Origin of the sequence: Mesorhizobium sp. LCM 4576 (assembly GCF_001854815.1) — a bacterium.
GTDB classification, from domain to species: Bacteria; Pseudomonadota; Alphaproteobacteria; order Rhizobiales; family Rhizobiaceae; genus Mesorhizobium; species Mesorhizobium plurifarium.
Genome location: NZ_MDDT01000039.1, coordinates 65969 through 87575, shown reverse-complemented (window position 1 = coordinate 87575; position 21607 = coordinate 65969). Strand labels below are relative to the sequence as shown.

25 protein-coding genes are annotated in these 21607 nt (G+C 63.3%); 12 read left to right on the top strand and 13 right to left on the bottom strand.

Translation table 11 applies throughout. From position 1 onward, the window contains the following. Window positions 1–168 precede the first annotated feature (168 nt). Window positions 169–513: a RidA family protein gene (locus LCM4576_RS21820; RefSeq protein ID WP_071033184.1), complete on the bottom strand. Its 345-nt coding sequence runs from the start codon at window positions 511–513 to the stop codon at window positions 169–171. A gap of 221 nt (window positions 514–734) precedes the next feature. On the opposite strand from LCM4576_RS21820, the gene aztA reads away from it, so the two are divergent. The 4 genes from aztA to LCM4576_RS21800 all read left to right on the top strand — a co-directional run bounded on the left by aztA (window position 735) and on the right by LCM4576_RS21800 (window position 3892). Continuing rightward, complete coding sequence (aztA, locus tag LCM4576_RS21815; RefSeq protein WP_071034601.1) at window positions 735–1559, top strand: zinc ABC transporter ATP-binding protein AztA; 825 nt, start codon at window positions 735–737, stop codon at window positions 1557–1559. Continuing rightward, window positions 1559–2434, top strand: a complete 876-nt coding sequence (aztB, locus tag LCM4576_RS21810; protein WP_071033297.1) for a zinc ABC transporter permease AztB — start codon at window positions 1559–1561, stop codon at window positions 2432–2434. Before aztA ends, aztB begins: the two co-directional genes overlap by 1 nt. 28 nt (window positions 2435–2462) lie before the next feature. Further along, window positions 2463–3404 carry a zinc ABC transporter substrate-binding protein AztC gene (aztC, locus tag LCM4576_RS21805; RefSeq protein WP_071034599.1) on the top strand — a complete coding sequence of 314 codons (942 nt, stop codon included), beginning with the start codon at window positions 2463–2465 and terminating at the stop codon, window positions 3402–3404. A gap of 149 nt (window positions 3405–3553) precedes the next feature. Beyond that, complete coding sequence (locus LCM4576_RS21800) at window positions 3554–3892, top strand: TIGR01244 family sulfur transferase (protein ID WP_040986559.1); 339 nt, start codon at window positions 3554–3556, stop codon at window positions 3890–3892. Here LCM4576_RS21800 and LCM4576_RS21795 read toward each other — a convergent pair. Beyond that, complete coding sequence (locus LCM4576_RS21795) at window positions 3889–4356, bottom strand: Lrp/AsnC family transcriptional regulator (protein WP_040986687.1); 468 nt, start codon at window positions 4354–4356, stop codon at window positions 3889–3891. The two genes, LCM4576_RS21800 and LCM4576_RS21795, sit on opposite strands and share 4 nt — an antisense overlap. 137 nt (window positions 4357–4493) lie before the next feature. On the opposite strand from LCM4576_RS21795, the gene hppD reads away from it, so the two are divergent. The 3 genes from hppD to LCM4576_RS21780 are packed head-to-tail and all read left to right on the top strand — an operon-like array spanning window position 4494 to window position 6264. Next, window positions 4494–5609 (top strand): 4-hydroxyphenylpyruvate dioxygenase, encoded by a 1116-nt coding sequence (hppD, locus tag LCM4576_RS21790; RefSeq protein ID WP_071034620.1) that lies wholly within the window; start codon window positions 4494–4496, stop codon window positions 5607–5609. Between the two features lie 56 nt (window positions 5610–5665). Beyond that, window positions 5666–5893 (top strand): type II toxin-antitoxin system Phd/YefM family antitoxin, encoded by a 228-nt coding sequence (locus LCM4576_RS21785; protein ID WP_040986564.1) that lies wholly within the window; start codon window positions 5666–5668, stop codon window positions 5891–5893. After that, window positions 5890–6264, top strand: a complete 375-nt coding sequence (locus LCM4576_RS21780; RefSeq protein WP_071034597.1) for a type II toxin-antitoxin system VapC family toxin — start codon at window positions 5890–5892, stop codon at window positions 6262–6264. Before LCM4576_RS21785 ends, LCM4576_RS21780 begins: the two co-directional genes overlap by 4 nt. Before the next feature lie 86 nt (window positions 6265–6350). Here LCM4576_RS21780 and LCM4576_RS21775 read toward each other — a convergent pair whose 3' ends face one another. The 6 genes from LCM4576_RS21775 to hmgA all read right to left on the bottom strand — a co-directional run bounded on the left by LCM4576_RS21775 (window position 6351) and on the right by hmgA (window position 10767). Continuing rightward, window positions 6351–6677: a BrnA antitoxin family protein gene (locus LCM4576_RS21775; protein ID WP_071034595.1), complete on the bottom strand. Its 327-nt coding sequence runs from the start codon at window positions 6675–6677 to the stop codon at window positions 6351–6353. Next, window positions 6664–6921: a BrnT family toxin gene (locus tag LCM4576_RS21770; protein WP_040986570.1), complete on the bottom strand. Its 258-nt coding sequence runs from the start codon at window positions 6919–6921 to the stop codon at window positions 6664–6666. Before LCM4576_RS21770 ends, LCM4576_RS21775 begins: the two co-directional genes overlap by 14 nt. A gap of 74 nt (window positions 6922–6995) precedes the next feature. Next, complete coding sequence (locus LCM4576_RS21765) at window positions 6996–7532, bottom strand: DinB family protein (protein ID WP_071034593.1); 537 nt, start codon at window positions 7530–7532, stop codon at window positions 6996–6998. Window positions 7533–7535: 3 nt separating this feature from the next. Then, a complete protein-coding gene (locus tag LCM4576_RS21760) occupies window positions 7536–8561 on the bottom strand; it encodes a fumarylacetoacetate hydrolase family protein (RefSeq protein ID WP_071034592.1) in 1026 nt (341 codons plus the stop codon). After that, a complete protein-coding gene (locus LCM4576_RS21755) occupies window positions 8558–9457 on the bottom strand; it encodes an MBL fold metallo-hydrolase (RefSeq protein WP_071034590.1) in 900 nt (299 codons plus the stop codon). The genes LCM4576_RS21760 and LCM4576_RS21755 overlap by 4 nt, the downstream gene beginning before the upstream one ends. After that, window positions 9454–10767: a homogentisate 1,2-dioxygenase gene (hmgA, locus tag LCM4576_RS21750; RefSeq protein WP_071034588.1), complete on the bottom strand. Its 1314-nt coding sequence runs from the start codon at window positions 10765–10767 to the stop codon at window positions 9454–9456. The genes LCM4576_RS21755 and hmgA overlap by 4 nt, the downstream gene beginning before the upstream one ends. 131 nt (window positions 10768–10898) lie before the next feature. Between hmgA and LCM4576_RS21745 the strand changes: the two genes are divergently transcribed. Then, window positions 10899–11345: a MarR family winged helix-turn-helix transcriptional regulator gene (locus tag LCM4576_RS21745; protein ID WP_071034586.1), complete on the top strand. Its 447-nt coding sequence runs from the start codon at window positions 10899–10901 to the stop codon at window positions 11343–11345. Window positions 11346–11546: 201 nt separating this feature from the next. Here LCM4576_RS21745 and tdh read toward each other — a convergent pair whose 3' ends face one another. Both tdh and LCM4576_RS21735 read right to left on the bottom strand, forming a co-directional pair. Next, complete coding sequence (tdh, locus tag LCM4576_RS21740) at window positions 11547–12581, bottom strand: L-threonine 3-dehydrogenase (protein ID WP_071034584.1); 1035 nt, start codon at window positions 12579–12581, stop codon at window positions 11547–11549. Between the two features lie 219 nt (window positions 12582–12800). Beyond that, on the bottom strand, window positions 12801–13988 hold the full coding sequence (locus LCM4576_RS21735; protein WP_071034582.1) for a glycine C-acetyltransferase: 1188 nt from the start codon (window positions 13986–13988) through the stop codon (window positions 12801–12803). A 300-nt stretch (window positions 13989–14288) separates the two neighbouring features. Between LCM4576_RS21735 and LCM4576_RS21730 the strand changes: the two genes are divergently transcribed. Together LCM4576_RS21730 and LCM4576_RS21725 are read left to right on the top strand one after the other, a co-directional pair. Next, window positions 14289–16358, top strand: coding sequence for a bifunctional diguanylate cyclase/phosphodiesterase (locus LCM4576_RS21730; protein ID WP_071034581.1), 2070 nt, complete (start codon window positions 14289–14291; stop codon window positions 16356–16358). Between the two features lie 207 nt (window positions 16359–16565). After that, window positions 16566–17306 (top strand): polysaccharide deacetylase family protein, encoded by a 741-nt coding sequence (locus tag LCM4576_RS21725; RefSeq protein ID WP_071034579.1) that lies wholly within the window; start codon window positions 16566–16568, stop codon window positions 17304–17306. Here the strand turns inward: LCM4576_RS21725 and LCM4576_RS21720 are convergent. Continuing rightward, on the bottom strand, window positions 17297–17734 hold the full coding sequence (locus LCM4576_RS21720; RefSeq protein ID WP_071034578.1) for a MarR family winged helix-turn-helix transcriptional regulator: 438 nt from the start codon (window positions 17732–17734) through the stop codon (window positions 17297–17299). The genes LCM4576_RS21725 and LCM4576_RS21720 overlap by 10 nt on opposite strands. A gap of 140 nt (window positions 17735–17874) precedes the next feature. On the opposite strand from LCM4576_RS21720, the gene LCM4576_RS21715 reads away from it, so the two are divergent. Continuing rightward, window positions 17875–18282: a hypothetical protein gene (locus LCM4576_RS21715; RefSeq protein WP_071034619.1), complete on the top strand. Its 408-nt coding sequence runs from the start codon at window positions 17875–17877 to the stop codon at window positions 18280–18282. A 130-nt stretch (window positions 18283–18412) separates the two neighbouring features. On the opposite strand, the gene LCM4576_RS21710 is transcribed toward LCM4576_RS21715, so the two are convergent. Then, on the bottom strand, window positions 18413–20458 hold the full coding sequence (locus tag LCM4576_RS21710) for an FAD-dependent oxidoreductase (protein ID WP_071034576.1): 2046 nt from the start codon (window positions 20456–20458) through the stop codon (window positions 18413–18415). A 78-nt stretch (window positions 20459–20536) separates the two neighbouring features. Between LCM4576_RS21710 and queF the strand changes: the two genes are divergently transcribed. Next, window positions 20537–20998, top strand: coding sequence for a preQ(1) synthase (gene queF / locus LCM4576_RS21705; RefSeq protein WP_071034574.1), 462 nt, complete (start codon window positions 20537–20539; stop codon window positions 20996–20998). Between the two features lie 11 nt (window positions 20999–21009). On the opposite strand, the gene LCM4576_RS21700 is transcribed toward queF, so the two are convergent. Beyond that, window positions 21010–21606 (bottom strand): hypothetical protein, encoded by a 597-nt coding sequence (locus LCM4576_RS21700; protein ID WP_071034572.1) that lies wholly within the window; start codon window positions 21604–21606, stop codon window positions 21010–21012. Window position 21607 lies beyond the last annotated feature (1 nt).

The window sequence follows — 21607 nt, the reverse complement described above, 5'->3', positions numbered from 1 at the left end:
AGGTGGATCGGCGCGCAGCGCCGAGACGGATGAGGGTGCTGGAAGAAACGAGGTGCTGAAGAAAAGAGTGCTTCAAGCGCCCACTTCTTCCACGCCGCGATCCTCCAACACCCCTCATCCGGCCGCTTCGCGGCCATCTTCTCCCACAGGGGAGAAGGAGAAGTCGGCTCAGATTGCCGCGGTGATGATGATCTCGACCAGATATTCCGGGCCGGCAAGCTTGGCTTCGCCGGTGGCGCGCGCCGGGGTGTGGCCCTGCGGCACCCACTTGTCCCATTCCGAGTTCATCTCGGCAAAGGTCTTCATGTCGTCCAGYCAGATGATCGCCTGCACGATCTTGGTCTTGTYGGTGCCGGCCTTGGCCAGCAATTCGTCGATGGTCTTCAGGATGTCGCGCGTCTGGGATGCGACGTTGCCGCCGGGCTGACCGACCTGGCCGGCCAGATAGACGGTGTTGCCATGAATGACGATCTGGCTCATGCGCGGGCCGACATCGATGCGACGAATGCTCATTGGAGGTTCCTTCGTTGTGGGAGTCGCTGCTCTTTAGAGTCCCGGCCGGCGCGGGGCAAGGCCGGCGGGCGCGAAACCAATTGAGCCAATTGTCCGGTTCCGAACGGCCCGCCTACACGGCGAGTTGACCGGACGTGTCACAATTCCGCCGGACCGCCATGTTGACTAATGTAATAACATCACATATCGACGGCGTACTCGAATTCGCGGACCGACGTTTGATGACCAATGCCTGCCTGACCTTCCGCGACCTGACGCTTGGCTATAACAGCCATCCGGCGATCCATCATCTCAATGGCATCGTGCGCAAAGGCTCGCTGACCGCCGTGGTCGGCGCCAATGGTTCGGGCAAGTCGACGCTGATGAAGGGCATTGTCGGCGTGCTGAAGYCGATGGAAGGCGCGGTGGTCCGCATGCCGGGCGTGCGCACCGCCTATCTGCCGCAGCAATCGGAGCTCGACCGCTCCTTTCCGGCGCGCGTCGTCGATCTGGTCTCGCTCGGCCTATGGCCGAAGCGCGGCATGCTTGGCCGCTATACGAAAGAGGATCGCGAGTCGGTCAGCAGGGCGCTGATGGCGGTCGGACTCGGCGGCTTCGAGAAACGGCCGATCGATACGCTGTCGGGCGGCCAATTGCAGCGCACGCTGTTTGCCCGCGTGCTTTTGCAGGACGCCGACCTCATCCTGCTCGATGAGCCGTTCAACGCGGTCGACGCCAAGACGGTCGGCGACCTCATCCAATTGATCAAACGCTGGCATGGGGAGGAGCGCACCATCATGGTCGTCGTCCACGACCTCGATCTGGTGCGGCAGAATTTCCCCGAAACGCTGCTGCTTGCCCGCCAGCCGGTCGCCTGGGGCGACACAAAGGAAACGCTGCGGCCCGAAAACCTGCTCAAGGCACGGCGCTTCCACGAGGCGTGGGAAGAGAACGCGCCCTGGTGCGAGCCCGAGGATCATGATCATAGCCATGATCACGCGCATCACGATCATGCGCATGATCACCATCACGACCACCAGCACGGCTCCGGACCGAGGGCGGCGTGATGGATTTCGTCTACGGCCTCTTCATCGCGCCCTTTGCCGATTTCGCCTTCATGCAGCGGGCACTGTTCGGCTCGCTGATGCTGTCGCTCGGCGCCTGCCCGGTCGGCGTCTTCCTGATGCTCAGGCGCATGAGCCTGTCGGGCGACGCGATGGCGCATGCCATCCTGCCGGGCGCGGCCGCCGGCTTCCTGCTCTATGGGCTCGAGATCCTGCCGATGACGGTCGGCGGGCTGATCGCCGGCATCATCGTGGCGCTCGGCGCGGGCGCCGTCTCGCGCTTCACCATCCAGCGCGAGGACGCCTCGATGGCGGCCTTCTATCTGATTTCGCTGGCCGTCGGCGTGCTGATGGTGTCGATCCGCGGCTCAAGCGTCGACCTCATGCATGTGCTGTTCGGCACGGTGCTCGCGCTCAACAATGAGGCGCTGATCTTGATCGGCGGCATCGTGGCGGTGACGCTCGCCTGTCTCGCTATCTTCTGGCGCGCGCTGGTCGCCGAATGCCTCGATCCGCTGTTCCTGCGCTCGGTGAGCCGCATGGGCAGCCCGGTGCATTTCATCTTCCTGGGCCTGGTCGTGCTCAACCTCGTCGGCGGCTTCCAGGCGCTGGGCACGCTGCTCTCGGTCGGGCTGATGATGCTGCCGGCAGCCGCCGCCCGCTTCTGGACGGTGCGCGTCGAGCCGATGTGCGCGCTGGCCGTGCTGATCGGCTTTGCCTCCTGCATCGCCGGGCTGCTTTTGTCCTACCATGCGTCGCTGCCCTCCGGCCCCGCGATCATCCTTTCGTCCGGCGTCGTTTATTTCTGCTCGATCCTGTTCGGCACGCGCGGCGTGCTGCGCGCCCGCATCGTGCATCACCGACACCGCACCGCCTGACCCCATCCCCAAGCAAGGAGACCACCCAATGCTGAAATCCTTCCGTGCCGCGCTGGCGTTGAGCGTTATAACATTAAGCGCATTCGCAACATCCTCCGCTTTCGCGGCACCGCTGAAAGTGGTGGCAAGCTTCACCGTGATTGCGGACTTTGCGAAAAATGTCGGCGGCAACCGGGTCAACATCACCACCATCGTCGGGCCGGACGGCGACGCGCATGTCTATGAGCCGAGCCCGGCCGACGCGGTAGCGATGGCAGGCGCCGACGTCGTGCTGGTCAACGGCTTGCATTTCGAAGGCTTCCTGCAGCGCCTGGTTGACGCCAGCGCCACCAAGGCCGCGATCGTGACGCTGACCAAGGGCGTGACGCCGATCGACTTCAAGCCGGAATTCGCCGACGCGGACGCGGCCGAAGGGGCCGACACCAGCGGCGGCAAGACCGTCACCGACCCGCACGCCTTCCAATCGATCGCCAATGCCAAGATCTATGTGAAGAATATCGCCGAGGCGTTCTGCGCGGCCGACGCCGAGGGCTGCGACAGCTACAAGGCCAACGCCGCCGCCTACACTACCAAGCTCGATGCGCTGGAAGGCGAAGTGAACGCGGCAATCCAGTCGATCCCACAAGCCAAGCGCGTCGTCATCACCTCGCATGACGCCTTCGGCTATTTCGAGCATGAATACGGGCTGACCTTCCTGGCGCCGCAGGGCATCTCGACCGATTCCGAGCCGTCGGCCGCGGACGTCGCCAAGCTCGTGGAGCAGATCAAGCAGGACAAGGCGGCGGCGATCTTCATCGAGAACATCACCAATCCGCGGCTGATCGAGCAGATCGCCGGCGAGACCGGCATCAAGGTCGGCGGCACGCTCTATTCGGACGCGCTGTCGGGATCGGACGGCCCGGCCTCGACCTATATCGACATGATGCACAACAACATCACGCAGATCAAAGGCGCGATCCTGGGAAGCTGAGCGACGCGGCAGCCAACCGGGTCGAAAAACGGCCCGGTTGGATTTTTCGATCGGTCGTCGCTATTTGGCAGGGAATTCCTTTAATGCGGATTGCCGCCCTTCTCCCGGAGTGGCAAGACTGCCGCCAAAGAGATCGCGAGGACGACACCATGGAATACCGCCAGATCAGCGACGACTATTCGGTCTCCGGCCAGATCCAGCCCGAGGATATCGCCGCCATCAAGGACGCCGGCTTCAAAAGCGTGATCTGCAACCGGCCGGACGAGGAGCAGCCCGGCCAGCCTTCGGCCGGAAGCATTCAGGCCGCAGCCGAGGCGGCCGGGCTTGCCTTCCGCTACATCCCCGTGATCAGCGGCCAGATCACCATGGACAATGTCGAGGACCAGGCTGCCGCGCTGGACGAGCTCGAAGGGCCGGTGTTCGCTTATTGCCGTTCAGGCGCGCGCTGCACCAACCTTTACGGGCTGATCCAGCAGCAGCGCGGCTAAATAGGCAGCGCACCGGTTTCCTTGAGTGTTTCCAGCACGATCGCCGTCTTCACGTGCTGCACGGATTCATGCGGCAGGAGCACGCCGTTGACGAACTCCGACAGTGATTTGAGGTCGGGCGTCACGACCTTCAGGATGTAATCCATCTCTCCCGTTAAGGCGTGCGCCTCCTGCACCTCGGGCAGGCGAGCCACCAGTTCGCCGAAGCGGCGGGCATTGTCCCGGTTGTGGGTGGCCAAGGTCACCGAGATGACGTTGACCAGCGAAAAGCCCAGACGGTCGCGGTCGAGCACCGCGCGATAGCCCTTGATATAGCCGTCCTCCTCCAGCCGCAGACGGCGGCGCGAGCATTGCGAGGGCGACAGGTTCACGCGCTCCGCCAAATCGTTGTTGGTGAATCGCGCATCGTCCTGCAAAAGCGCCATTATCTTGCGGTCGAATTGATCGAGGCGCGCATCATCCATGAATTTTTCTCCATTTATGCACGGTTTGCGCGCATGATGCGCATTTCAAGCGGTTGAATGCAAGCACCGTGCGGAGGTGTCGGGCTATCATGGTGAAGATGGTCAAGCCCGGCCAAAACAGCTTTCGGAGGACTGCCATGGGCCCCTTCCCGCACGACGCCCCACCCGCCAAGATCAGCAAGCAGAACCCCGCCGGCACCGACRGCTTCGAATTCGTCGAGTTCGCGCATCCGGAGCCGGCAAARCTCGCCGAGCTGTTCACCCGCATGGGCTATGTCGCGGTGGCCAAGCATCGCTCGAAGGACATCACCGTCTGGCGCCAGGGCGACATCAACTATGTCGTCAATGCCGAGCCAGGCTCGCATGCAATGAAGTTCGTCGAGAAGCACGGCCCCTGCGCCGCCTCGATGGCATGGCGCGTGGTCGATGCCAAGCACGCCTTCGACCATGCCGTGTCGAAGGGTGCGACGCCCTACGAGGGCACCGACAAGGCGCTCGGCGTGCCGGCGATTGTCGGCATCGGCGGCTCGCTCATCTATTTCATCGAGACCTATGGCGAGAAGGGCTCGGCCTATGATTCCGAGTTCGAATGGCTGGATGGGCGCAATCCGAAGCCCGAAGGCGTCGGCTTCTACTTCCTCGACCACCTCACCCACAATGTCTATCGCGGCAACATGGACAAATGGTGGGACTTCTACCGCGACCTGTTCGGCTTCAAGCAGATCCATTTCTTCGACATCGACGGCAAGATCACCGGCCTTGTCAGCCGCGCCATCACCTCACCCTGCGGCAAGATCCGCATTCCACTGAACGAATCCAAGGACGAGACCAGCCAGATCGCCGAGTATCTGAAGAAGTACAATGGCGAGGGCATCCAGCACATCGCGGTCGGCACCGACGCCATCTACGAGGCCACGGACAAGCTCGCCGCCAACGGGCTGAAGTTCATGCCCGGTCCGCCCGACACCTATTACGAGATGTCGCATGAGCGCGTGCACGGCCATGACGAGCCGATCGAACGCATGAAGAAGCACGGCATCCTCATCGACGGYGAAGGCGTGGTCGACGGCGGCATGACCAAGATCCTGCTGCAGATCTTCTCCAAGACCGTCATCGGGCCGATCTTCTTCGAGTTCATCCAGAGGAAGGGCGACGAAGGTTTTGGCGAAGGCAATTTCCGCGCGCTGTTCGAGTCGATCGAGCAGGACCAGATCAAGCGCGGGGTGATCAAGCTGGACGGCAAGGCGGCTTAGAGCGGGGTTGCGGTTCGACCTCTTATGACCTAAATTCTGGTCATAAGAGGCCGACTATGAATATTCCTATGGCGAAGGCGAAGGCGCAGCTTTCCGAGTTGGTGAAACGTGCGCAGGCCGGCGAAAAGATCCATCTGACAAAGCATGGAGAGGTTGTCGCAACCTTGAGCGCTCCCGTCCGGCCTGGCGGAAGCAAAGGCCTGTTTGGAGCGCTGAAGGGCCAAATCTGGATAGCGGACGATTTTGATGAACTCGGTCCCGAATGGGACGAGTATACTAAATGAGCCCCAGATACCTGGTCGATACGCATATTCTGCTTTGGGTGCTCAACGCGGACTCACGTCTTTCGGATCACCATCGCGACATTTTTCTGGCGGGCAAGGATGTGACCGTCAGCGCCATCTCAGTGGCCGAGATTGCCATCAAGAGGTCGCTCGGCAAAATCACCCTCACCGGCAACATCGTCGACATTCTGCAATCGAATGGAATTCCAATCCTCGGGGTGAATGAACTGCATGCGGCAAGGCTTGAACACTTGCCGTTCCATCATCGCGATCCTTTTGACCGCCTGCTTATCGCGCAGGCTCAGATTGAAGGCCTGACTCTGGTCACCGCGGGTCGGCATTTCTCGGCCTACGACGTTGCCTTGGTCTGATCATCGAGCGCCAGCCGCTTAATCTCACCCGGCCAATATAGGCGGCGCGCCGCGCCCATTTGGCGTCGATCCAGTGATGCTTGGAGCTACTTTTGAAGGCCGACGGCTTTGCGCAGGATATCGTTGATCCGGCTCTGCCAGCCGGGTCCGCCGTCGCGGAAGCGGGCAATCACGTCGCTGTCCAGCCGCAGCGTCACCTGTTTCTTCGGATTGTCGAGCGCCGGCCGGCCGCGCGAGCGGCGAATGCTCTCGGCAAGGTCGGGGAAGACCTCGTTAAAGGGGCGAGCGTTTCGAAAGTCCTCGTCGGTCCACTCCGGATTGTCCGAAACGGCGTCCCAATCCTCTTTCGTAAAGCCCTTGCCTGCCTTGAACTCCTTGTCAGGCTTCCTGATGTTCAGCTTAGCTTTCGCCATCGAACAATCTCCTTTCCGTCTGGTTGGCCGGTCGCATCGAAATAATCGAGATGCCTTCGGAGCCAAGCCGGGCAAAGACCACTGCAACCACGCCGCCGACCATCCGACCAATCGCCATGAACCGACCAGCTTTGGCCGCTCGGATCGTCGACGCAAGGAAGAACTCCTCATCCAACGCCGCAAAATCCAACCCGTGCTTCTCAATGTTGGCCAGCCGCTTCGGCTCATCCCAAACGATCTTCATTGAATTTATGTACCTACAATAATTAAGTCAATAATTTTCGTAACTACAATAATTTTTCAAGCCGGTCGTCTTGTTCACAAACCCAGTCGCTCGACTTCATCCTTTCTGAGCTTCTGGTCGTAGTCGAGTAGGAATTCGTCGAGCTGCGGCGGCGCGACGGAAGTGYCGGAGAGCATCGCGTGCACCTGGCCGCGATGATGGATGTCGTGCAGGAAGACATGCGCGAGGATATCGCCGATGCGTTCGGGGATCTTGCCGTCCTCGCGCCGGTCGGTGATGACGCGCCGGTCGAGATCGGCCTCCGACAGGCCGTCGCAGAAGGCGATCAGCTTGCGGTCGAAATCCGCCTGCGCCTCGGCAAGRCTCGCCGCATGGTCGAACGGCACGTAGTCGTCATAGGCTGCGGCGCCTAGGCCGCCATCGGTCAGGAAATCGAGATAGAGACGGTCGACCGCGAGGATGTGGTTGAACGTCTCCTTGATCGACGGGAAGAAGCTGGTGCGCTTGGCATCGAACTCGCYGGGCTGCATCGCCAGCACGGCACGGTAGAGCCGGTCGTTCGACCACAGATTGTTGCGCGCCATGCGGCGCAGATGGTCGAGCAGGGTCACTCTTCAGCTTCCTTCCTCCCCCTCGTATTTCTCGACCTTCTGCTCGATGGCGCCGAAGATCGAATGGCCGGCCTTGTCCTTCATCTCGATGCGCACAGTGTCACCGAAACGCAGGAAGGGCGTCTTCGGCTCGCCGCTCWCGATGGTCTCGATCATGCGCAGCTCGGCGATGCAGGAATAGCCGGCRCCGCCCGCCGAGACCGGCTTGCCCGGGCCGCCATCGAGCTTGTTGGAGACGGTTCCGGAGCCGATGATGGTGCCGGCGGCGAGCGGCCGCGTCTTCGCGGCATGCGTGATCAGCGCCGGGAAGTCGAAGGTCATGTCGACGCCGGCATTGGCGCGGCCGAAGGGCTTGCCGTTGAGGTCGACGAGCAGCGCGAGATTGACCTTGCCGCCATCCCAGGCATCGCCCAGCTCGTCGGGCGTGACCGCGACCGGCGAGAAAGCCGAAGACGGTTTCGACTGGAAGAAACCGAAGCCTTTGGCAAGCTCCGGCCCGGTGATGGCGCGCAGCGTGACGTCGTTGACCAGCATGACGAGGCGGATCGCCTCCCTCGCCTCCTCCAGCCAGGCGCCCATAGGCACGTCGTCGACGATGACGGCGACTTCCGCCTCCATGTCGATGCCGAAGCTCTCATCCGCCATGCGGATCGGATCGCGCGGCGCAATGAAGGAGTCCGAGCCGCCCTGGTAGATCAGCGGGTCGGTCCAGAAGCTTGCAGGCATCTCGGCGCCGCGCGCCTTTCGCACCAGTTCAACATGGTTCACGTAAGCCGAACCATCCGCCCATTRATAGGCGCGCGGCAGCGGCGAATGGGCGTCGTGCTCATGGAAGCGCGCCGAAGGCACTGCGTTGGTCTCGAGCGATTCCGCCATGGCCGCCAGGTGCGGCGCGATGCGGCGCCAATCGTCGAGCGCTGCCTGCAGCGTCGGCACCAGAAAGGAAGCGTCCGTGAACCGCGTCAGATCGCGCGAGACCACGACCAGCTTCCCGTCGCGGGTCCCGTTCTTCAAGGTGGCAAGCTTCATGCGGTTTCCTCTCCAGACGCGGCCTCGCCGCCGCTTAGCTGTACAACAAGGCCGTCGCGGGCGATCGTCAAGTCACCGGACCATGTTTTCCTCACAGCATCGGTCCAGTCGGCTTCACCGATGGCGGGATCGTCGGCCGGAATGAGATGGTTGAGGACCAACCGCCGCATGTCGGCATCGCTGGCGATACGGCCCGCCTCTTCGGCCAGACTATGGCTGGCGAAGAGGTGCTCACGCAGCCGCGCCCCATTGCCAGTCCTGGCGACCAGCCTTTCCACGCCTTCCGCGAGCATGGCTTCATGGACGAGGATGTCGGCGCCCCGCGCAAACCCGGCCAGCGGCGGGAAAAAGGCCGTGTCGGCGGAGAACACCACGCTCCTGCCGCCATGYTCGAAACGCAGCGCAAAGCAGTCGGTCACCGGCGGATGGTCGACACGCAACGTCGTCACCGTCAGACCCCGCTCGTTCAGAACCGCCCCCTCGGCGAATTCCTCGACCTTGATCAGGTCGCGAATGTCCGGCCTGCCTTCGTCGACGATGCGGATCTCGATGTCGAACGCCATCGCCTGGCAGAACTGTTGCCAGTAACGGCCGGTGCCGGGCGGACCGAAAACGGTCACCGGCGTTGCCAGCCCCGCTGTCCAGGCCGTGTGGATCAGCGGCCCGAGTTCCAGAACGTGGTCCGAATGGAGATGCGTTATAAAGACCAGGTCGAGCGCCTTGAGGCTGATGCCGGCATCGACCAGGCCGCGCGTGACGCCGAGCCCGCAATCGACGACGATGTTCCGCCCACCGAGTTCCAGCAGCGACGAGCTCRGCCATGGACCACCCGGCCGCAACGCCGGACCACCCTTGGAGCCGAGCAGGACGAGTCGGTCCGCTGCTTCGGCGCTCAAGACCAATCGCCTTCCGGGGTGCCGTTGAAACRCTTCTTCAGGTCGGCCCAGCAGTCGATGTAGTTCTCCTGCAAGGTGCCGAGTTCGGCGGCATAGCGGGTCAGCATCTGGGGAAAGCGCGTCTCGAACATGAAGGCCATGGTGTTGTCGAGCTTGACCGGCTTCAGCTCGGCCCGTGTCGCCTTCTCGAAGCCGGAAGCGTCCGGTCCATGCGCCAGCATCTGGTTGTGCAGGCTGATGCCGCCGGGGACGAAACCTTCCTCCTTGGCGTCGTACTGGCCGTGGATCAGGCCCATGAACTCGCTCATGATGTTGCGGTGGTACCAAGGCGGCCGAAAGGTGTTTTCCGCCACCAGCCAGCGCGGCGGGAAGATGACGAAATCGACATTGGCCGTGCCCTCCTCGCCGCTCGGCGYCGTCAGCACGGTGAAAATAGACGGGTCGGGATGGTCGAACAGGATGGCGCCGACCGGAGAAAACGTCGCGAGATCATATTTGTAGGGCGCATAGTTGCCGTGCCACGCGACGACGTCGAGCGGTGAATGGCCGAGCTCGGTGACATGGAAGGTGCCGCACCATTTTACGATCAACCGGCACGGCGTCTCCTTCTCCTCGAACCAGGCGCAGGGCGTCTTGAAGTCGCGCGGATTGGCCAGGCAGTTGGCGCCGATCGGTCCGCGGTCCGGCATGGTGAATTTCGCGCCGTAATTCTCGCAGACATAGCCGCGCGCTTCCTTGTCGGCGAGCTCGACCTTGAAGACGAGGCCGYGCGGCAGCACGGCGATCTCGCCGGGGCGAAGCTCGATGACGCCCATCTCGGTGACGAAGCGCAGCGCGCCAACCTGCGGCACGACCAGCAACTCGCCGTCGGCGTTGAAGAAGTGGTCATCCACCATCGAGCGATTGGCCACATAGACATGCGCGGCCATGCCGGACTGGCCGACCGCGTCACCGGCGGTGGTGAAGGTACGCATGCCGGAAATGAAGTCGGTCGGCTCCGTGGGCATCGGCGTCGGGTTCCAGCGGTATTGGCCGAGCGCCAGCTCGTGGTCGCCGATGTTGGGGCCTGTCTTCCACAAGGGGTAGCTCGTGCCCTTGAAGCGGCCGGTGTGCTTTACGCTCGGGCGGATACGGTAGAGCCAGGAACGCTCGTTGGTGCCGCGCGGCGCGGTGAAGGGCGAGCCCGAAAGCTGCTCGGCATAGAGCCCATAGGCCGGCCGCTGCGGCGAGTTGCGACCCTGCGGCAGCGAGCCGGGTAGCGTCTCTGTCTCGAAATCGTTGCCGAAGCCCGGCATGTAGGAAAAMCCCATCCGATCCTCCCTGATCTCGGCTTGCAAGCGTCCCGAGACGCGGCCTGCCGGCGATGTTGACCAAACTGGTTTCATTTGTAACCATCGAAAATGTAACTATCAACGGCCGCGCTGCATCCCGGGAGCGCTTCATGGAACCAGATATCCTCGAGCTGGAAAGCTTCCTGCCCTACCGGCTCTACCGGTTGGCCGACACCGTCAGCCGCGAGTTTTCGCGCATCTACAAGGACCGCCACGGCCTGACGCGCCCGGAATGGYGAACGCTGTCAGGCCTCGGCCAGCACGGCATGATGACGGCGACGGAACTCGGCGAGCAGTCGGCTATGCACAAGACCAAGGTGTCGAGGGCTGTGGCCGAACTGGAGCGACGGCGCTGGCTGGTGCGCACGCCGGACGAGAATGATCGGCGTGTCGAACACCTGGCGCTGACTAAAGCGGGGCTCGCCACCTATCGCGAGATGGTGCCGCTCGCTAAGGCGTTTGAAAGGGAGCTGCTGGGGAAGCTGAGCGCGGATGAGCGGATGGCGATCGTGGAAGGCGTGGCTGCGCTGGAGAAAGCTCTGGAAGAAAAAAGCTGATAGGCTGGCGCGAGCCCCCCTCTCTGTCCTGCCGGACATCTCCCCCTCTTGGGGGGAGATTGGCAGCTGCGGGGACGGCGCTCGTCTTGCAACGTCTGCTATTAGCGAAGGCGGTCGTAACGGCTGATCTCCCCCCTTGAGGGGGAGATGTCCGGCAGGACAGAGAGGGGGCGAAGGAACTCGGCGTCTGCGTCGAAGCACCTACCAATCCATCACCACCTTGCCCGAACTGCCGCTCCGCATCGCGTCGAAGCCAACCTGAAAATCGTCGATCCCAATGCGGTGCGTGATCAGCCCCGATACATCCAACGGCCCCTGCACCAGCGCGATCATCTTGTACCAGGTCTCGAACATCTCGCGGCCGTAGATGCCTTTGAGATGCAGCATCTTGAAGATGACCTTGTTCCAGTCGATCTCGAAGCCGGTCGGGGCGATGCCCAAAATGGCGATCTTGCCGCCATTGTTCATGGTGTCGATCATGTCGCGGAAGGCTGGCGCGGCGCCCGACATTTCCAGCCCGACGTCGAACCCTTCGTTCATGCCGATCGACGGCATGACGTCACGCAGCTTTTCCTTCGAAGCGTCGACGACATGCTGGACGCCGAGTTTCCGCGCCAGATCCAAGCGGACCGGGTTGATGTCGGTAATGACGACCTTGCGCGCGCCGACGCATTGCGCCACCAGCGCGCCCATGATGCCGATCGGGCCGGCGCCGGTGACCAGCACGTCCTCGCCGACCAGGTCGAAGGACAATGCCGTATGCACGGCATTGCCCAATGGATCGAAGATGGCGGCGATCTCGTCCGGCACGTCGTCGGGGATCGGCACGACATTGTGCTGCGGGATCGCCATGTACTCGCCGAAGGCGCCGGGGCGGTTGACGCCGACGCCGAGCGTGTTGCGGCAGAGATGCCCTCGCCCGGCGCGGCAGTTGCGGCAATGGCCGCAGACGATATGGCCCTCGCCGGAAACGCGCTGGCCGACCTTGTATTCGGTGACCGCCGCGCCGTAATCGGCAACCGTGCCGACGAATTCGTGGCCGGTCACCATCGGCACCGGCACGGTCTTCTGCGCCCACTGATCCCAATTGTAGATATGGACGTCGGTGCCGCAGATCGYGGTCTTCCTGACCTTGATCAGCACGTCGTTAGGGCCGATCTCCGGCACCGGCACCTCTTCCATCCAGATGCCCGGCTCGGCCTTGGCCTTCACCAGCGCCTTCATCATGTTCGACATCAGGATCTCCCAATGGGTTGGAGGCTTGCGTTCCTTCGCGCCCCCCTCTGTCCTGCCGGACATCTCCCCCACTTGGGGGGGATTGGCCGTCACGACGGCCTTCGCCAATTTCCAACATCGAAGGAAGGCGCCGGCACCGAAGCTGCTGATCTCCCACCTTGTGGGGGAGATGTCCGGCAGGACAGAGGGGGGCGCCGTAGAGCGAAGACATCTGCAAATTCATCCAACTATACCAAGTTCACGCCCGACCGCGCCGAACGCCTCGACCGCGCGGTCGATGTCGGCGCTGGAATGGGCGGCCGACATCTGCGTGCGGATGCGCGCCTGGCCCTTCGGGACCACGGGGAAGGAGAAACCGATGACGTAGATGCCGCGCTTCAGCATGCGCTGCGCCATCTCCTGCGCCAGGGCGGCATCGCCCAGCATCACCGGGATGATCGGATGATCGGCGCCGGCGAGCGTGAAGCCCAGCTTGCCCATTTGAGACCGGRACCGGTCCGCATTGGCATATAGGCGCTGGCGCAGCGCATCGCCATGGCGGATCAGGTCGAACACCTTGATCGAGGCGCCGGCGATCGCCGGCATCAGCGTGTTGGAGAAGAGATAGGGCCGCGAGCGCTGGCGCAGCCAGTCGACCACCTGGCTTTTGCCCGAGGTGTAGCCGCCCGAGGCGCCGCCCAGCGCCTTGCCGAGCGTGCCGGTGATGATATCCACCCTGCCCTCGACGCCGCAATGCTCGGCCGAGCCGCGGCCGTTCCTGCCGACGAACCCGACCGCGTGGCTGTCGTCGACCATGACCATGGCATCGTATTTTTCGGCAAGGTCGCAGAGACCCTTGAGGTTGGCAATGATGCCGTCCATCGAGAAGACGCCGTCGGTGGCGATCAGCCGGAAGCGGCAATCCTTCGCCTCCTTCAGGCGAGCTTCGAGATCAGCCATGTCGTTGTTGGCGTAGCGGAAACGCTTGGCCTTGGAGAGCCGCACGCCGTCGATGATCGAAGCATGGTTCAGCGCGTCGGAGATGATTGCGTCCTCTTCGCCGAGCAGCGTCTCGAACAAGCCGCCATTGGCGTCGAAGCAGGAAGAGTACAGGATGGTGTCCTCCATGCCGAGGAAGGACGAGATCGTCGCCTCGAGCTCCTTGTGCTCCTCCTGCGTGCCGCAGATGAAGCGCACCGAGGCCATGCCGTAGCCGTAGCGGTCGAGCGCTTGCTTTGCCGCGTCGCGCAGGTCCGGGCTGTCGGCGAGGCCGAGATAGTTGTTGGCGCAAAAGTTCARCACCTTCTGCCCGCCCACCTCGATCTCGGCGGACTGCACGGAGGAAATCACCCGCTCGGATTTGTAGAGCCCGGCCGATTTCAGGCCTTGGAGCTCGCTGTCGATATGGGAAAGGAATGCTTTGCTCATGGTCCGGCCCTGTTCGCTTCGAGGCCGGACTGTCGCGCCACGGCTGCAAAAAATCCATCGCAAAAGCGACCGCTTCGGTGGCGTCGCGAAAGCCCGATCGCAATCCTTTTGCCATGGCGCTGCGGCAATAGGATCAAAAATGGGGTAAGCGGGAAAGGACGTGATAACCATCTTGCGAGCTTTGCCAAGCCGCCATGACGGCCGCAGGCATCCCTTGCCGACCCGTTAACTCTTTCCAGGCAAGCGTTTTCCCGCCGTATCCAGGGCAGGAATCCGTCGACCGGAGGGGTCACTTAAGTTATGTCGCAGCAGCCAGTGCAGAGCCTTTCGCGCAAGCTGATCCTGCTCATCAAGACCGGCTACTGGCTGGCGCTGACTATCATCGCCGCCATGGTGATCGCCTCCTTCGTCCTTCTGCAGCAATTGATGGCGCAGCAGCAGCACAATCATGCGCTGCTCGACATCGTCTCGATGCAGAAGGCGCTCTCGCAGCGCATCGTCTTCCTGGCCAGCGCCACGGGTGCCGCCTCGCGCGACAAGCAGCCGGCGCTGGTCACCGCGCTCAAGCAGGCGACCGGCGAGTTCGAGACCAATTACGATCGGCTGCTCAAGGAGACCGGCGCCGATCCGCTCTCGCCGGCACGCAACGATCCGAAGTCGATCGAATATGTGCTGTTCAGCAAGCCGTTCCACCTAGACTACTTCTCGGTCGGCCTCGTCGCCAATGGCGACAGGCTGGTGTCGTCCTTCGCGTCGCAACTCGGCATGCAGAGCGACGGCTACAAGGGCGACGGCGACCGCGTCGGCCTCGACGCTTCCGTCGCCAACGCGACCATGTCCGGCTATGCCGCTCTCGGCCAGCGCATCAGCGCCTTCGCCGACCAAAAATCCAGCAACATCCTCGACCTGCACCGCACGTTGTTTTTCGCCACCCTCGGCGTCATCGTGCTGGTGGCGCTGTTCATCTTCCGGCCGATGTCCAACGCCATCCTGCGCAAGACGCGTGAGTTGGTCGACGCGCGCAACTCGATGGCTTTCATCGCCGTGCATGACGGGCTGACGGGGCTTCACAACCGCACCTTCCTCACCGACCATTTCGACACGTTGATCAAGGGCGCGCACCGCCGCCGCGAGCGTCTGGCGGTGATCCAATTCGACCTCGATCGTTTCAAGCAGATCAACGATACGCTTGGCCATGCCGCCGGTGACTATGTGCTGGTGGTGACGGCGCAACGCATGCGCGATTCCTGCCGGGCGTCGGACCTCTGCGCCCGGCTCGGCGGCGACGAGTTCGTCATGATCCTCAACGGCGCCGGCACCACCGAGGACATCCATGCGCTCGCCAAGCGCATCCTCGGCGAGATCAACGAGCCGATCACTTTCCAGGGCACGACCATCATGCCGGGCGCCAGCGCCGGCATCGCGGTCTATCCGGTCGACGCCGACAACGCGCAGGACCTGCTCGTCCATGCCGACCTGGCGCTCTATTCCGCCAAGAAGCTCGGCGGCGGCAACTTCTCCTTCTTCTCCGAGGAGCTGCGCCGCGAGCTCGACTATCGCAAGCAGCTCGAACAGGACATCCGCACGGCGATCGCCAACAGGAGCTTCGAGGTCTATTTCCAGCCGCAGGTGTCGCTGACCAGCGGCAAGATCAGCGGCATCGAGGCGTTGGTGCGCTGGAGGCACGAGACGCGCGGCATGATCTCGCCCGGCGAGTTCATTCCCGTCGCCGAGAAATGCGGCTTCATGCCGGATATCGGCCGCATCGTCATCAGCAAGGCGATCGAGGAAGCCGCTGAATGGAACCGCGCCGGCATCGATTTCGGGCGCATCGCCGTCAATGTTTCGGGCACCGAGTTGCGCGAGGCGGATTTCGACACCTTCCTGTTCGGCACGCTGGAGCGCGCGGGACTGCCACCGCAAAAGCTGGCGCTGGAGATCGTCGAATCCGTCATCCTCGACGACGAGAAGACCGGCATCGCCGCAAAGCTCCGCCACATCCGCGCCGCCGGCGTGCATCTCGAGCTCGACGATTTCGGCACCGGCTACGCCTCGCTCAGCCACGTGAACCCGAACGAGATCGACCGGCTGAAGATCGACCGCCGCTTCGTCCAGAACATCAACGAGAATGGCGACAACTCCAAGATCGTGCGCGCCATCACCGAACTAGCCCGGGGCTTGGGCATTTCGATCGTCGCCGAGGGCGCCGAGACCGAGGCGGAGCTCGACTCGCTGATGGCGATCGGCTGCGACCAGGTGCAGGGCTATTCGATCGCCTTCCCGATGCCGCAGGACAAGGCCCGCGAATGGCTGACCGCGCGCAGCCCGAAGAAGGCGAAGCTGAAAGTGCTGCAAGGCAGCCTGGCCTGAGATGCGCCGATATTCAGGTGAGGCCGGCCTGCAAATGGYGGCTTCCTGCGCTTCCGGCGCTCACGTACTTTAAGTACGCTCCGCTCCGGTTCTCGGAAACCACCATTTTCGACTCGGCCTGACCTGAATCTCAACGCATCTCGGCATCCAGTCATGCTCGATAAGACCCACGCTGCAATAGTGTCTTGCCATGATCGCAAGCAGTTTTTGYGGATACCGCTTCGTCTTGCGCTGCCGCTGCTATTGTTGGTTGTGTCGCCGGCTTTGGCCGCCGATCGCACCATCTACCTCACGTTCGACGACGGTCCGCTGAACGGCACCAGCAACATCCTCGACGTGCTGCAGGCCGAGCAGGTGCCGGCGACTTTGTTCATGGTCGGCATGCATGCCGAGGCGAATGCCGCCAACCGGGTGCTGCTGCAGCGGGCGAAATCCATGCCGCTGGTGACGATCGGCAACCACAGCTACAGCCATGCCTACAATCACTACCGGCATTTCTACGGCAATACCGAGGGCGTGGTCGCCGACATGCTGAGGGCCAATGCCGTGCTGGGCCTCAAGCCGGCCGTGCATGCGCGGCTGCCGGGGCGCGACGTGTTCCGGCTGCCCAATTACTCAAAGGACGACAATTCGCTGGGGCTGGCCGAGGCCGGTCGCGAGGATCCGGATTACGAATTCGTCGCKGCCTCGGGCTTCTGGCTTTATGGCTGGGACCACGAATGGGTCCATGAGGACAGCGGCAAGCCGGTGCAGAGCGTCGACCATCTGGTCAGCGAGATCGACCATCTGTTCGCCTACAGCCATTTCGCCAGGCCGAACAAGCTGATCCTGCTCATGCATGACGAGATGTTCCAGGACACCTTCGACGGCAAGGCGAAATTGACGGCGCTGATCGCGGCGCTCAGGCTTCGCCACTACGCCTTCGGAGCGATAGCAGGTTACGACTGAGGCCCCTCGGCATTCGCCCTCAGCATCGCCAGCATCTCGGCGAATTCGGYCAGCCTGTCATCGGGAATACCGGCCCGCAGCCGCTTGTCGAAGGCGACCGCCGCGAGGCGCAGCTTCTCGAACAACACTTCGCCGGCCTCGGTCAGCGCCACCTGATGGACCCTGCGGTTTTCCGGATCGCGGCGGCGCGTCAGCAACCCCTGCGCCTCCATGGCGTTGAGGTGATGGGTGAGMGTCGYGCCCTGGATGCCGATCATGCCGGCAAGCTCCCGCTGGTTYGCGAGTTCCTTCGACTTGACCGACAGCAAGGTCAGCCAGACCGGCAGCGTGCCGCCGGCTTCGGCCATGGCGGCATCGAAAGCCTGGGCCACCACTTTCGAGGTGCGGGCGAGATTCATGCCGACGGGCGGGCGGTCAAACGGTGTCATGACGTGACAGTAGAGCATGCAATGGCAAGGTGGAACTCGGCTCCGTGCATTGACATCTAATCGTTAGATATCTAACTTTGTCTTATTGATGGCGTCGCGGTATGGCTGCGGCGCGGCGGGTGGCAGAGAGGAATGCGGTCATGCAATATGTCTACATCGTCACCATCGGCCTGCACGTCATGGCCGGCGTGTTCTGGGCCGGCACGACCATCGCTGTCGCCCGCGACCCGGAGATCAAGGCGGAACGCTTCATCCGGCCGCAGCTTGGCGCCTCCGGCCTGGTTTTCCTGACCRGCATACTGCTCTGGTATTTCTTCCATGAAGGCGCGTTCGGCCCGATGGAGAAGGTGCTGGCGCTGGGCATTTTGACGGCGCTGATCGCCGCCGGGGTGCAGGGCGCGCTTGTGGCCTCCGCCAGCAGGCAGCTGGCCGGCGCCGATCAAGCGACGCAGACTGAGCTGCGGGCAAAAATGACCAGAGGCGAACGCATCGCCGGCGGGCTGCTGGTCATCACCGTGTTCTGTATGGCGACCGCCAAGCTATTTTGACATCGCACGGCCGGCGAATCCGACCGGGCGCGGCGCGCAACGGACCAGAGCGGCAGGTGGCTCTCCTTGCAAAGGTCCGTTGCGCGTCTTTTTGTTCGGGCATGATCTCTTCCGATCGCGCCTTGCCCGGTCATATCCTGATGCCGAACCGGATGCCGTCWTAGATAGCGGCGTGGATGTTGCGCGAAGCGACCGCGTCGCCGATGCGAAACAGCACGAAACCGCCTTCGGCATTGCGCGCCGGGAAGATGTCGCCGCCGTTCACCAGCCGCTCATAGTCGACCGCGCCGCCATTCTTCGACAGTGGCTTCAGCGCAAGGTAGAGGTCGTCGAGCGGCGCGGTGCCATGCTCGACCACCACCTGGTCGACGCGCCGCTCGCCGCGCCAACCGTCGGCAAAATCCGAAGCGAGCTCGGCGACGAGCTGGTTGCCCTCGCGCCGCACTGAACGCAGGCGGGTGTTGATGGTTACAGTGACGCCCTTTTCGTGGAAGGCGCGCATATAGGGCACGTGATTCATGCCGCCTATTTCCGGCGCGAAGAAGCGCTCCGGCGAGACCAGTTCCAGCTTCGAGCCGCTGTTGGCGATGAGTTCGGCGGCGCCCATGCCCTGATGGCCGCCATTGTCGTCGTAGAGCAGGACGTTCTCGGYCGGCTTGACGCTGCCGGCCATGATGTCCCAGCTCGAGGTGACGAGATTGTCGCCTTCCGTCAGCGGCGGGTTCTGCGGCATGYCGCCGGTCGCCACGATCACCACATCCGGCGCCAACRCCAGCACGTCGTCCTTCTCGGCCCAGGTGTCGTAGCGGATCTCGACGCCAAGGCGGTCGAGCTCGGCCAGCCGCCAGTCGACGATGCCGATCAGCTCCTTGCGGCGCGGATTCTGGGTGGCGAGCCGAACCTGGCCGCCGGCTTGGCTGGAGGCTTCGAGCACCGTCACCTGATGGCCGCGCTCGGCGGCGACGCGTGCGGCTTCCAGGCCGCCGGCGCCGGCGCCCACCACCACGACTTTCTTCTTCGGTCCTTCGCTCTTCGCGATGATGTGCGGAACCGTCGCTTCGCGCCCGGTCGCGGCGTTGTGGACGCACAGCGCCTCGCCGCCTTCATAAATACGGTCGAGGCAATAGGTGGCGCCGACGCAAGGCCGGATCTCGTGCTCGCGGCCTTCCATCACTTTGCGGATGATGTGCGGGTCGGCGATGTGGGCGCGCGTCATGCCGACCATGTCGAGCTTGCCGGTGGCGATGGCGTGGCGGGCGGTGGCGACGTCGGAAATGCGCGCCGCGTGGAAGGTCGGGAACTTGGTCGCCGCCCTCACCTCGCCGGCGAAATCGAGATGCGGCGAGGACCGCATGCCGGTCACCGGGATGACCTTGGTCAACGACGCATCGGTCTCGATCGTGYCGCGGATGATGTTGAGGAAATCGACCTTGCCGGAATTGGCGAGGCGCCGGGCGATCTCGACGCCCTCCTCCTTCGACAGACCTTTTTCGAAATCCTCGTCGGCGACCATGCGGATACCGACGACGAATTTGTCGCCGACGGCGGCGCGCACGGCGTCGAGCACCATGTCGGTGAAGCGCAGCCTATTGTCGAGCGAGCCGCCGAACTCGTCGTCGCGATGGTTGGTCAAAGGCGACCAGAAGCCGTCCATCAGGTGCCCGTAGGATTCGAACTCGATGCCGTCGAGGCCGGCCGCCTGGCAGCGCTGCGCGGCCGAAGCATAATCGGCGACGATGCGCTCGATGTCCCACTCCTCGATGGTCTTCGGGAAGGCGCGGTGCGCCGGCTCGCGCACCGGCGAGGCCGACAGCACCGGCAGCCAGTCGGCCTTGTTCCAGCCGGTGCGGCGGCCGAGATGGGTGATCTGGATCATCACCTTGCAGTCATGCTCGTGGCAGGCATCCGCCAGCTCGGCGAGCCACGGCACGATGCGGTCGTCATAGACATGCAGATTGCCGAAGGCGGCCGGGCTGTCGCGCGAGACGATGGCCGAACCCGCCGTCATGGTCAGCGCCATGCCGCCCTTGGCCTTCTCGGCATGGTAGAGCCGGTAGCGCTCCTTCGGCATGCCGTCCTCGGAATAGGCTGGCTCATGACTGGTCGACATCACCCGGTTCTTCAGCGTCAGGTGCTTGAGCTGGTAAGGTTGGAGAAGCGGGTCGTTGCTGGTCATCTTCTTCCTGCCATTTCATTCATGTTAAGGAGCGCCCAACGAAGCCGCCCCAAATTGGGTTGCGGCAAGGAGCCGCTTATGACTGACGCCAAGAACCTCACCCAGCTCGGCAAGCACGTCGAGACGCCACAGAGCCCCGAACAGGCGGTCCTGGAGACCGTGCCGTTCCAGCGCGGCGACGGCCCGCCGGCGATCGTGCGCTTCACCTGTCCCGAATTCACCTCGCTGTGCCCGGTCACCGGCCAGCCCGACTTCGCCCACATCGTCATCGACTATGCGCCGGACAAGACGCTGGTGGAATCGAAGTCGCTGAAACTGTTCATGACCTCGTTCCGCAACCACGGCGCCTTCCACGRGGAGTGCACCGTGATGATCGGCCGCCGTATTGTCGAGGCTACGAAACCGCTCTGGCTGCGCGTCGGCGGCTACTGGTTCCCGCGCGGCGGCATTCCGATCGACGTCTTCTGGCAGACCGGCGCGCCGCCCAAGGACGCCTGGCTGCCCGACACCGGCGTTGCGCCCTATCGCGGAAGAGGCTGAGTTAACCACCATCATTCGCATTGGTACTGGCTGAGCGCCCATTCGCCGGTGACCGACAGAAGGTCGGAGACCTTCCAGCCGCCGCCGACCTTCCTCAGCTTCCATTCCAGGCGGTGCTGGTGGCCCTCGACGACGAAGGCCACGACCACCTTGGCCTGGTCGCCATTGACGGCCTCGATGGTGCGCAGACTGCGGTCGATGGCGAGCTTGTCATAGTCGGCATTGTCGAGCGCCATATTGGGATCGAGGCATTCGCCCTGCCCCGAGGCGCGCAGCGCATCACTCTTGTCGAGAACCGTCTTCGCCGGATCGACGAAGTTCTTGCGCTGAGCGGGATCGAGCTCCAGCCCGAGATGCTCGTAGAAGGGCTTCACCACCGCCGTAGGCGACCCGGGCAGAACAGGGGCGACAGGCGCCGGTTCGTCCGGCTTGCTTTCCGGCGCGGTGGCTGCGGGCGGCGCCGTGTCGACCGCGGGCGGCGAGGTATTGTCGCCGGATGAGGCTTTTGGCGGCGGCGCGCCGAAGAGCCCCTGCGCAGAGGCGCCGCCGTTCAGCCCCGCGGCCAGCATCGACAAGCTCGCCAGCGCGAGGAGAAAGCGGCGAAGCACG